11 protein-coding genes are annotated in these 10,419 nt (G+C 70.4%); 7 read left to right on the top strand and 4 right to left on the bottom strand.

Annotation, left to right across the window (positions count from 1 at the left end; genetic code table 11):
* Nucleotides 1-8: 8 nt before the first annotated feature.
* A complete protein-coding gene (locus QM517_RS11170; protein WP_283287469.1) occupies nt 9-848 on the bottom strand; it encodes an urea amidolyase associated protein UAAP1 in 840 nt (279 codons plus the stop codon).
* Between the two features lie 86 nt (nt 849-934).
* Between QM517_RS11170 and QM517_RS11165 the strand changes: the two genes are divergently transcribed.
* The 3 genes from QM517_RS11165 (at nt 935) to QM517_RS11155 (ending at nt 4,112) form a co-directional block, all read left to right on the top strand.
* A complete protein-coding gene (locus QM517_RS11165; protein ID WP_283287467.1) occupies nt 935-1,585 on the top strand; it encodes a TetR/AcrR family transcriptional regulator in 651 nt (216 codons plus the stop codon).
* A 313-nt stretch (nt 1,586-1,898) separates the two neighbouring features.
* Nucleotides 1,899-3,413 carry a sodium:solute symporter family protein gene (locus QM517_RS11160; RefSeq protein ID WP_077050687.1) on the top strand — a complete coding sequence of 505 codons (1,515 nt, stop codon included), beginning with the start codon at nt 1,899-1,901 and terminating at the stop codon, nt 3,411-3,413.
* Between the two features lie 51 nt (nt 3,414-3,464).
* On the top strand, nt 3,465-4,112 hold the full coding sequence (locus QM517_RS11155) for a cyclase family protein (protein WP_202401118.1): 648 nt from the start codon (nt 3,465-3,467) through the stop codon (nt 4,110-4,112).
* Between the two features lie 27 nt (nt 4,113-4,139).
* On the opposite strand, the gene QM517_RS11150 is transcribed toward QM517_RS11155, so the two are convergent.
* Nucleotides 4,140-5,165, bottom strand: a complete 1,026-nt coding sequence (locus tag QM517_RS11150) for a hypothetical protein (protein ID WP_283287465.1) — start codon at nt 5,163-5,165, stop codon at nt 4,140-4,142.
* Nucleotides 5,166-5,213: 48 nt separating this feature from the next.
* Here QM517_RS11150 and QM517_RS11145 point away from each other — a divergent pair, with 48 nt between their 5' ends.
* Nucleotides 5,214-5,582 carry a cupin domain-containing protein gene (locus QM517_RS11145; RefSeq protein ID WP_283287463.1) on the top strand — a complete coding sequence of 123 codons (369 nt, stop codon included), beginning with the start codon at nt 5,214-5,216 and terminating at the stop codon, nt 5,580-5,582.
* 53 nt (nt 5,583-5,635) lie between these two features.
* On the opposite strand, the gene QM517_RS11140 is transcribed toward QM517_RS11145, so the two are convergent.
* Both QM517_RS11140 and QM517_RS11135 read right to left on the bottom strand, forming a co-directional pair.
* Nucleotides 5,636-6,547, bottom strand: coding sequence for an amidohydrolase family protein (locus QM517_RS11140; protein WP_077050689.1), 912 nt, complete (start codon nt 6,545-6,547; stop codon nt 5,636-5,638).
* Nucleotides 6,537-7,052 (bottom strand): RidA family protein, encoded by a 516-nt coding sequence (locus tag QM517_RS11135; protein WP_283287461.1) that lies wholly within the window; start codon nt 7,050-7,052, stop codon nt 6,537-6,539. Before QM517_RS11135 ends, QM517_RS11140 begins: the two co-directional genes overlap by 11 nt.
* A 64-nt stretch (nt 7,053-7,116) precedes the next feature.
* Here QM517_RS11135 and QM517_RS11130 point away from each other — a divergent pair, with 64 nt between their 5' ends.
* The 3 genes from QM517_RS11130 (at nt 7,117) to QM517_RS11120 (ending at nt 10,246) form a co-directional block, all read left to right on the top strand.
* Entirely contained in the window at nt 7,117-7,617 is a 501-nt protein-coding gene (locus QM517_RS11130) for a RidA family protein (RefSeq protein WP_077050691.1), read from the top strand.
* A complete protein-coding gene (locus QM517_RS11125; protein ID WP_283287459.1) occupies nt 7,614-8,846 on the top strand; it encodes an MFS transporter in 1,233 nt (410 codons plus the stop codon). The genes QM517_RS11130 and QM517_RS11125 overlap by 4 nt, the downstream gene beginning before the upstream one ends.
* Before the next feature lie 509 nt (nt 8,847-9,355).
* On the top strand, nt 9,356-10,246 hold the full coding sequence (locus QM517_RS11120; RefSeq protein ID WP_283287458.1) for a hypothetical protein: 891 nt from the start codon (nt 9,356-9,358) through the stop codon (nt 10,244-10,246).
* Nucleotides 10,247-10,419: the final 173 nt, after the last annotated feature.

Raw genomic sequence — 10,419 nt, 5'->3', positions numbered from 1 at the left:
ACTCCTGCTCAGAGCCCGGCCAGGGCGGCGTACGTGATGCTGTTGCGGTAGGCGCGTTCGCGCTCGGGGGTGAGGGAGAACACGGCATCCTGCTCACCCGTCGGGCGAGACGCCCACGCGACGACCTGCAGCGGACCGACGACGTAGTCCTCGCGCGGGTCGAGCGGGTGCGGGGCGTTGGCGACCAGCACGATCAGCGGCAGCTCGGCGACGATCTCGACGGAGGCGCCCGGGCCGGCAGAACCGAGCCACTCGAGGTCGCCCTCGGGGTTCGCGCGCACGCCCTGGAAGAACGACACCGCCGGCGGCAGGTCTCGCGCGGTCAGGCCGTGCTTGCTCGCGGCCAGCCGCAGCAGGCCGTGGCCCGACGGCGAGGCCCCCTCGGGGGCGGCGTCGCCGTAGCGCTGCTCGTTCCAGGCGTCCGTGGAGGTGCCGCAGAACGCATCGTGGTGGCCGGAGGTGTCGGCGGCGATCGTCGCGAGGACGCGGCCGTCGCCCGAGAGCAGCGGGTGACCCTCGCCGAGGTACGCCTGCCACGGGATCTTCTGCGTGTCCGCGACGTTGAGGCGCTCGCCGGGCTCGACGGCGTTGAAGAGGAGCACGGTGGCGCACGCGTCTCCGGTGGGATCCGTGAAGCGCAGGCGCGTGCCGCGGGCGACGCGCAGGTGCGTGTAGCCGCCCGGGGCCACCGTCTCGGCCCAGCGCAGGTCGCCCTGGGCGACCCCCTCGGGTGCGAAAGGCGCCGCGGAGGGCGGGAGATACGGCATCCATTCCGACTGTGCGGCGCGGGCGCGGGCGTCCTCACGGGCGCGCCCCACGTTGCCGAGAGCGTCGACACGACCTTCCATGTGCAGCCTCTTTCTGTCGATTGACAGGTATTAGAGCAGGCGTGCGTTTCGGTGGCGTTACGCGGCCCCCGGGTACGGTGGAGCGCATGGCCGCCACCCGAACCGGACGCCCCCGCGCCTCGGGTGCGTCCCCCACCGGACTCGGCACGCGCGCCGACGTCCTGGCCGCCGCAGCCGCCCTCTTCGGCACGCGCGGGTACGCCTCGGCCAGCACCCACGCGATCGCCGAGGCCGCCGGCATCCGCCAAGCCACGCTGTACCACCACTTCGCGCGCAAGCAGGACATCCTCCTCGCGCTGCTGCTCGACACCGTCCAGCCCTCGCTCGACGTCGCCGCCGAGTTGCTCGCGCGCGAGGAGGAACCCGCCGCGCGCCTGTGGGCACTGTGCGTCGCGGACGTCACGCTCCTCGTCGAAGCCCCGCACAACACCGGCGCGCTGTACCTGCTGCCCGAGGTGTCGGACGCGGCGTTCCAGCCGTTCCGCGAACGCCGCAGCGAGCTCGAGACGACCTACCGCACGCTCGTGGCCGCGTGCGGCGTCGCTGCCGCGGCAGCCGGCGCCTCCCTCGTGCTGGCGCTGGTGGAGAGCGTCATCCTGCAGCGCAAGGGCGGGCAGGCGGCGACCCTGGATGCCACGACCATCGCCGCCGCCGCATTGCGGGTGCTCGACCTCGACGCCGCGACGCGCGAGCGCGCGGCCGCGGCGGGTCCGGGCGTGCTGTCGGCGCTCGGCTGAGCCGCGTCCGCGCGGTGGCGCCCCGATCCCGGAGCCGCCGCGTCCGCGCGGTGGCGCCCCGATCCCGGAGCCGCCACGTCCGCGCGAGCACGCATAAACGCGATTCGCGACCATAAACGCGCCGTCCACGCGTTTCTGCGCGCGAAAAGCGTTTATGCGTGAGGGGGAGCCGGGACGCCGGATGCCGCACCCCGGCGCCGCGGGCGATTTCACGCGCCTTTTACACGGCCGAAACCACGCGGGACCCCGGCGAGCGGATCGTTTCTGTCAAACAACAGAAACCCGATCCGTCCCTCATCGCCGGGAGCCCGCCATGATCATCTTCGGAGTCGCGCTCAGCGTCGTCCTCATCCTCGTCGTCGGCATCGTCGTCGCACGCAAGGTCGACGGCGACAGTGCGAACTACCTCGTCGCCGGGCGCCGCCTCGGCGTGCCGCTCGTCGCCGTCAGCCTCACCGCCGCCGCCGTCGACGCCAACGCGACGGTCGGGAACACCGACCTCACGTCGCAGTTCGGCTTCTGGTCGGGGGCGTCGCTCGCCATCGGCCTCGCCGTCTGCCTCCTCCTGACGGGGCTCTTCCTCGCCAAGCGCATGAACTCCATGAAGCTCTTCACGCTGGGCGACTTCTTCCGCCTGCGGTACGGACGCCCCGTGGAGCTGCTGGCATCCGTGCTCATGATCGTGTCGTTCACGTTCCTGCTCGCGGGGAACCTCGTCGCGTGCGGCTTCCTCCTCGAGCGATTCGCCAACATCCCCTACGCGTGGGGCGTGGTGCTCGCCGTCGTCCTCGTGCTCGCGTACACGGTCGCCGGCGGCCTGTTCTCGGATGCCTACACCGCGGCGATCCAGACCACGATCACCGTCGTGGCGGCCATCGTCCTGCTCGCCTGGGTCGCCCTCTCGTACGGGATCGTGATCCCCGAGGGCATGGGACCGCTCGACCTCCAGCAGCTCACCGACCCCGCCGCCGGAGCCCCGATCAACTGGGCGACGCTCATCTCGCTCGCCATCGGCGACATCGTCGCGATCGACTTCATGCAGCGCATCTTCGGCGCGAAGAGCCCCACGGTCGCGCAGCGCTCGTGCTTCATCGCCGCCGGCCTCACCGCCGCCATCGGCTCGGTCTTCGCCATCGTGGCCCTGAGCGTCTCGTCGACCCTCGGGCTCTCGGTCGAGAACGGCCCGGTGCTGTACCAGCTCCTCGGCGACTACGCCCCGCCGATCATCGCGATCCTCGTCCTCTCGGGCATCGTCGCCGCGTCGTTCTCGACGGCCTCCGGCGCGATGCTGGCGACCTCGGCGATCGCCGTCCGCAACATCTTCACGGTCCGCCGCCACACCGGCAGCGGCCCCGACCCGCTGCTGCGCTGGACGCGCATCGCCATGATCCCGTTCGTGATCGCGGGCGCCTTCCTCGCCATCCGCGTCAGCCAGACCGGCATCCTGCTCACCCTCGCCTTCGACCTGATGCTCGCGTGCCTCGCGGCGCCGTTCGTCATCGGCGTGTTCTGGAAGCGCCCGGGCGCCGTCGCCGCCCTCGGCGCCATGGCCGTCGGATTCGTGGTCCGGATGACGCTGCTCGCCCTCACCCCGACGCTCTACGGCGTGCCGAACGACATCTTCTACATTCCGAACGACCTGATCGGCCCGGAGTTCGACGGATGGGCGACGCTCGTGTCGGCGCTCGTCGGATTCGGGACCTACGTGGTGCTGGCCTTCGTGGTACCGCGCCGGGAGCCCGAACTCGACCGCGAGATGGCCGTGCTGGCCGACCTCGCGGCCGAGCGGGAGGCGTCGGAGCGCGAGGGCGTCGAGGTCGCCGCGTGAGTTTGGATCCAAAGATGCACTTTTCGGATCCCTGGCGCTAGGGTGCTGCCCGTGACCATCATCGATCTGAGCATCCCCGTCCATCCCGACATGCTGCACTGGGGTCGCCGACCCACGTACGAGATGGTGGAGGAGATCTCCGACACCAACCCGAGCGAGGTGTCGCGCTGGCTCATCGGAGCGCACACCGGCACCCACGTCGACGCCCCGAGCCATTTCGTGCCCGGCGGGACGACCGTGGACTCCCTGCCCCTCACCCACACCGTCGGCCCGGCGCGGGTGCTCGACCTGCGCCACGTCGAGAAGGAGATCACCGCCGACGACCTGATCGCCGCGGGCGCCGAGGGGGCGACGCGCGTGCTGTTCAAGACGCGCAACTCCACCGATGCCCTCACGCGCAACGAGAAGAGCCCCACGTGGGTGGGGCTCGGCCCCTCCGGCGCACAGTGGCTCGTCGACCAGGGCGTCGTCTTCGCCGCCAACGACTACATGACGATGGAGGCCCCCGACCACACGGTCGAGTGGCCCACCCACGTCATCCTCTGCAACGCCGGGGTCGTCATCCTCGAGAACGCGAACCTCGCCGACACGGAAGCGGGCGACTACTACCTCGTCTGCCAGCCGGTGCCCTTCGAGGGCCGCGAGGCCGCGCCCGCCCCGGCGCTGCTGCTCCCGGCCGAGACGGCGAACGTCGTCTGACCCGCGCGCGGGGCGCCCCGGATGCCGTCAGGCGCCGGGGCGTCCCGCTCCGCGGTCGAGCAGGCGCCGAGGTTCGCCGATGAGCATCTCCTCGACCCGCACCTCGCCCAGACGCGCCCGCAGCTTCGGCACGACGGTTCCGAGCAGCCGGGCGTAGCCGTACCCGCCGTGGCGGGCGAGCTGCGCCTTCGTCCACACCGACTGCCCGAGCACGTACGACGCCGACGGCCGCTCGGCCACGGCGTCGACGAAGAAGCGCAGACGCTCCCCGTCCGTGGGGTTGAACACGCGTCCGACGTGCACGTCCTCGGTGCCGAAGCACATCTCGAGCGTGGCGCCCGCATCCGACAGATCGCGCCAGTATGGGGCATCCAGGCACTCGTCGGCGTTGGTGAAGATCACGCGATCCGTCGGCAGCCCCGCACCCGCGAGCTCGTCGAGCACGGCGATGCCGTCACGCGCATCGGGGTCGAGGCGCACCGTGACGCTCGCACCACCGTGGGCCGCCGCATCGGCCGCCGCGCGCAGCATGCCGCGTTCGGCGTCCGGGAGCCCGGCGGTGGTGCCCAGGATGCCGAGGAGACCCGCGCGGTAGTCCGTGCCGGGGACCGCGTCGTCGAGCGCGACGGCGAACAGGTCGCGCAGGCCGTCCTCGTCGAGCGCCGCGATCGCGGGCGGAAGCGTCGAGCGGATGTAGGTGCCGTACGCGACGACGATGGTCATCCCCGACCGCCGCGCGATGGCGGGCAGCCGCCCGTGTTCGGGCCCCAGACCCCACGACGTGGACTCGACGAGCGCCCGCTGCCCCGCGGCGACCGCCGCGCGGAGTTCGTCCACGGCGGCATCCGGATCGTCCAGCCGCAGGTTGTCGGCGAAGGCCAGCATGTTGCGGCGGAGGTACGCACGCGTCTCGGGGCGCACGGTGGGCGGCCCCGGGGGCGGGGGCTGCTCGCCGGGGCGCTGCAGGCGGGCCGAGTCGGCGAGCACGTGGTCGTGCATCGACGTCGCGCCGAGCGCCTCGGCCGGGAGGGGCCCCAGGACGGTCTCGATCATGCTCATTCCCCCGTTGCGGATCCATTATTGCGTCTTTAGGATCCAATCATGACACTTGTGATTCGCCCCGCCGAGCTGGATGCCGCCGAGCTGGAAGCCAAACCCCTCGCCCCGCCGAACGCCGAGCCACTGTCGGGCGAGATCATCGTCCGCGGCAAGGCGCAGTTCGTGAACGACGACCGCACCATCATCTCCGGCGTCTGGGAGAGCGACCCCGGCACCTCGCGGTGGGAGTTCCTCACCCGCGGCGAGATCGTGCACATCCTCGCTGGACGCATGACCGTGCAGCGGGACGGCGAAGAGGCGGTGGAGCTCACCGCCGGCAGCGCCGCGTACTTCCCGATCGGGTGGACGGGCGTGTGGACCGTCATCGAGCCGGTCCGCAAGCTCTACGTGGTCTACAAGCCCGCCGCCTGATCTCCCCAGGCTGCACGCCCTCGGCTCCCGCCGGGACGTGCAGCCCGAGCCGCTCAGCCGAGGCGCAGGAGCCGCGCGGCGTTCTCGCCGATGATCGCGGCGGCTTCGGATTCCGAGAGCCCGGGCAGCTCCTCGACGATCGCGGCCGTGGCGCCCGGGGTGTACCAGGGGAAGTCCGACCCGAGCACGACGCGCTCCACTCCGACCTCGCGTACGAGGGCCACGACCTGCACAGCCGTGGGCGCCAGGGGCGCACCGATCCAGTGCACGATCTCGGACAGGTCGAACCGCAGCGTCGGCTGCGCCTCGGCGAGCGCCGCGACGTCGCGCCACGCCGCCCCGCCCAGGTGCGCCATGATGACGGCGAGCCCCGGCCGCTCCCCCGCCACGGCGGCGATGCGCTTCGGGTCGGCCCAGCCGAAGCCGCGGACGTCGGGGCCTCCGTGGAACACGACCGGCGCACCGGCCTCCTCCAGCGCGTCGTAGGCGCCGGCGAGGCCCGGGTCGTCCGGGTACGTGCGGATGGCGATGGGGTGCAGCTTCAGGCCCCGCGCACCGTGGTCACCGAACATCTCGGCGAAGTGCGCGTACACCTCCGCGGACGTCATCACGGCGGGATTGGCAGCGAGGAACGGCAGCAGGCGCGGATGCTGCGCGCCCACGTCGCACAGCCACCGGTTGTACGCGACGAGGTCGTCGCGGAGGTCGGCGTGCGGCGGGACCGCCGGCCAGTAGTCGGCACCGCCGGGCGGGTGCGGGAGCTCGGGCAGTTCGAAGCTCCCGAGCACGGCGGCGTAGTCGAACCCCTCGGTCTCGAGCGTCGCGAGCGCGTCGGCGACGGTGCCGGCGAGACCCGCGAAGGTCACGTCGTCCTTCTCGCCGTACTCGACGATGGGGTAGGCGGTCAGGTCGTGGAGGCCCTGCGCCGGATCGGCGTACAGGTGCAGGTGGGTGTCAATCCTCATCGTCGACCTCCGGTGCCGGATGCCGGGTCTCGACGACCGTGACCATCTCGAACACGTTGTTGCCCGACAGCGTGGTGACCCCGATGCCGGCGGACGTCGAACGTCCGATGCGGTCGCCGAAGACCTCGACGAAGAGGTCGGCCGCCCCGTTGGTGACGAGGTTCACGTCGGTGAAGTCCGGGGCGACGCACACGAAGGTCAGCGTGCGGATGAAGGCGGACACCTCGTCGAGCGACCCCACGGCATACCGGATGAGGCCCAGGACGTTGATCGCGGCGTACCGGGCGGCCGCGTAGCCCTCCTCGAGGGTGACGGTCTCGCCGACGCGACCGGGGTGCACCTTGTTGCCCCGGCGATCCTCGGGCGTGATGCCGCTGATCGTGAGCGTGCGTCCCAGGTGATGGAAGGCCTTCATGGTGGCGTAGCGCTCACCGTAGGGCGGGTCGCTGTAGTCGGGGATGATTAGCCCCAGTTCCTTCACGCGTTGCTCCGCGGACCACGCCATGACAGCTCCCGTCGTAATGGATCCATTATCTGTGAGATAGGATACAACCGAAGAGAGGTGCGCCATGACATCCCCGGAAGCACGCGTCCGCGAACTCGGCCTCGAGATCCCCGACTACAGCGACCCGCCGTTCGGCATCCGCTACGGCCGCATGAAGCCGTTCCACCGCATCGGCTCGCTCATCGAGCTCGCGGGCCTCACCCCCGAGAACCGCGCCGGGGATCGACTGCACCCGGGCGTGGTCAGCGTCGACGTGACCGTCGAAGAGGGCTACGCCGCCGCGCGCCTCACCGCCGTCCACACCCTCGGCATGATCCGCTACGCCCTCGGGTCGCTCGACAACGTGGTGAGCCTGTCGCGCGCCCTCTGCTTCGTGGTCTGCCCGCCCGGTTTCGAAGACCTGCACCTCGTCTCCAACGGCGCGACCGACCTCTTCCTGGACGTCTTCGGAGAGGATGCCGGCAGCGTCGGCCGAGCCTCGATCGGGGCGACGAGCCTGTCGCGCAACAACTGCTTCGAACTGTGGCTCAGCCTCGAGTGCGCACCGGAGACCCCCGCGGCATGAACGGCGCGCGGGACATCACCCGCACCGTGCCGTTCTGGCTGATCTTCGCCGCGTCGACGCTCGGAGGCATCACCAACTCCGCTAGCACGCCCCTCATCCCCGTCTACGTCACCGACGTCCTCGGGGGCGGGACCGAGCTCGCCGGCGCTCTCATCTCGCTGGCTGCCGTGGCCTCGATGCTGTCGATGCCGATCGCGGGGGTGCTCGGCGACCGCTTCGGCTACCGTCTCGTCGCCGTGATCGGAAGCGCCGTGGCGACCGCCGCGATGGTGCTGCTCGTGAGCGTTCCGACCGTGTGGGGCGCGGGTCTCAGCCGCATCCTGTTCGGTCTCGGCGGCTCGGCCGCGGTGACGCTCCTCATGGCGTGGCTCGTGACCATGGCCGCGCCGGGGCAGCGCGGGAAGGCGCTGAGCATCTACGGCCTGAGCGTCTGGATCGGGCTGGCGCTGGGCCCGCCGCTCGGCACCGCGGTCGAGGCGATCGCCGATCCGCGCACCGTGTTCCTGATGTGCGCCGGGCTGGAACTGCTCACCGGGCTGCTCATCCTCGCGCTCCCCCGCGTCCCCCGCGCGCTGCCGCGCGCCGGAGCGACACCGCGCCCCCGGGGCCTGCGGGCCCTGTGGCGCGCCTTCCTCGCGGTCTGGACGCCCGGGGTCGTCGCCGCGGCCGCCTGGTGCGGCGAGGGGCTCATGCTCGGGTTCCTCATCGTGCACCTCTCGGCCGCCGGCATCCCCGCGACGGGCATCACCGGCGCGGCATCCGTGTTCGCCGTCTTCGCCGTGTCGGTCATCGTCGCGCGCCTGTTCCTCGCGAGCCTCCCCGACCGGATCGGTCCGCTCCGGGCGACCGCGATCTCGCTCGTCGCCCTCACCGCGGGCCTGACGACGCTGGCCCTGGCCGGCGACTTCTGGATCGCCTCGGTGGGCGCCGCACTCATCGGCGTCGGCTTCTCGCCGCTCTACCCGTCGCTGACGATGCTCGCCACGCGCGGCCTCCACCCCGAGAACCGCGCCCTCGGCGTCGGCCTCTTCTCGAGCTTCACGAGCATCGGCTACGGCGGCGGCGCCATCATCGGCGGCGCCGTGATCGCCACGGCGCCCTCGATGTGGGCGTTCCTCCTCGTCGCGGGGCTGCAGCTGGTGGCGCTCGCGGTGCTGGTGATCTTCACGCGCGACGACTCCCCCCGCACGCCGTCGGATGCCATCGAGCCCCGAGATCCGGCCGCCTGACGCGGTGCGTCGCGGCGCGAGCAGGGACTCCTAATCTGTTTCGCCAATGAGCACCCCCAAGCTCGCCGTCGGATACAACCACCGCAGGTGCCTACCTGGTCGCGAGATCGCGCGGGAGCGAGTACCGAGCGAGGTAGGCACAGGCCTCGACCTGCTTAGGCAAGCGGAATCTCCGTCGCAGTCGAGATTGGCGACCGTAGCGGCCCGACAATCGGATACTTCACGCTCATGGCTGTCGTCAGCTATGTGGCCACCTTCTAGGGCGGAGAGCTGAGCCGAAGGGCGTACCGCGTCCTGAAAGTTCTCAGCGGTGGAAGCATGGCCCCCGGTGCCGGGATCGGCGGGTGCGTAGCCGGGGAGATCGCAGCTTCAGGCGAAGGCTTTAGCCACCCGCAACACCCCGGAGGATGCGAAGGCTCGTCGCGCGACGCCCCCACTGGGTCGACGCGGCACCAGCCCCGACTGAGCATCTGCGCCTCTGGGAAGCCTTCCGCATCTACTGTGCAGTGATGAGCGCGACGCGGTACATCATCCCGGGCGAGGACATTGCGAACACTCCGATGCTGAAACTCGTTCGCGCTAATCGCCAAGCCGGGACACTGTGGCAAGAATTCAACGCGTGGCTAACGTCGGTGAGCCCCCAGACGCGGGCCGAGTTCAGCGATGGCGGCCGGCAAGTATTGTTGCGCGCAAGCCTCCCATCCGAGCCGCCTACGGACGAGTGGGCACTGCAATACGCGGATGCAATCCACAACTTCCGCGCTGCGCTCGACGGCCTTGCCTGGGAGGTGGCACATCTCGACGGGGCGAAGCCGACATCATCGGCTGCGAGATCCCTCTATTTCCCCCTCGCCAAATCCGCGGACCGGTGGGCAACTGTAGTTCAGCAGACTCTGAGGAGCGTGCCTCCGGACGTACTGGAACGGATCCGATCAGTTCAACCTTTCATGGCACGGACAGAGGGCGAGATACCAACGGTCTTGCTCCATGAACTTGATAGAGCCGATAAGCACAGATCATCGCTCAGCGTGCGACTGACGGGGCGAGACCGTCAAACCCTCGCGCTCATGACGAAGTTCGACCCGAGCGTGGATAGGCGCACAGACCCCCTCCTGTGGGACTTCTACGAATTTCTCGCTGATGGCGTCGAATTGCACGATGGCGTGCCCGTGGCACGACTTCGCGCGAAGGTGCCCTTCGTGGACGTGTCCATCGAAACCCTGCCATTGAGACTCGACACAGAAGTCTCAAGCATCAAGTACGACGCGTTCCTTCTGCTTCGCGCGATCGACCGGCACGTGACAGGCACCTTCATGACTGTTCTGCTCGGAGGACTCGTCAGAGATTGGGCCGACTACGTCGTTCACGGCGCTCCCCGTCCCACAACGCCCTGGATATAAGGGACCACGCTGACGGCCGAGCACCCGAGCAGCGGAACTTTCGTCGGCGCCGCTCGACGCTGACGCTCGCCGCTCGCGTACCGCATAGCGATCGCTTGGTCATCGTGCAACGGATGCAGGCCGGACCGGTCAGCGATCGCGGCCGCGGAGTGACCGTCAGCCGATCCCCATTC

The sequence above is a fragment of the Microbacterium sp. IEGM 1404 genome (assembly GCF_030056775.1).
In the GTDB taxonomy this organism is placed as follows: Bacteria; Actinomycetota; Actinomycetes; order Actinomycetales; family Microbacteriaceae; genus Microbacterium.
This window is presented reverse-complemented; position numbering and strand designations above follow the sequence as displayed.

Excerpts from the sequence above, each read along its gene's own strand:
- QM517_RS11170 (WP_283287469.1), bottom strand. The coding sequence starts at position 848 with ATGGAAGGTCGTGTCGACGCTCTCGGCAACGTGGGGCGCGCCCGTGAG.
- QM517_RS11165 (WP_283287467.1), top strand. The coding sequence starts at position 935 with ATGGCCGCCACCCGAACCGGACGCCCCCGCGCCTCGGGTGCGTCCCCC.
- QM517_RS11160 (WP_077050687.1), top strand. The coding sequence starts at position 1,899 with ATGATCATCTTCGGAGTCGCGCTCAGCGTCGTCCTCATCCTCGTCGTC.
- QM517_RS11150 (WP_283287465.1), bottom strand. The coding sequence starts at position 5,165 with ATGATCGAGACCGTCCTGGGGCCCCTCCCGGCCGAGGCGCTCGGCGCG.
- QM517_RS11145 (WP_283287463.1), top strand. The coding sequence starts at position 5,214 with ATGACACTTGTGATTCGCCCCGCCGAGCTGGATGCCGCCGAGCTGGAA.
- QM517_RS11140 (WP_077050689.1), bottom strand. The coding sequence starts at position 6,547 with ATGAGGATTGACACCCACCTGCACCTGTACGCCGATCCGGCGCAGGGC.
- QM517_RS11135 (WP_283287461.1), bottom strand. The coding sequence starts at position 7,052 with ATGGCGTGGTCCGCGGAGCAACGCGTGAAGGAACTGGGGCTAATCATC.
- QM517_RS11130 (WP_077050691.1), top strand. The coding sequence starts at position 7,117 with ATGACATCCCCGGAAGCACGCGTCCGCGAACTCGGCCTCGAGATCCCC.
- QM517_RS11125 (WP_283287459.1), top strand. The coding sequence starts at position 7,614 with ATGAACGGCGCGCGGGACATCACCCGCACCGTGCCGTTCTGGCTGATC.
- QM517_RS11120 (WP_283287458.1), top strand. The coding sequence starts at position 9,356 with ATGAGCGCGACGCGGTACATCATCCCGGGCGAGGACATTGCGAACACT.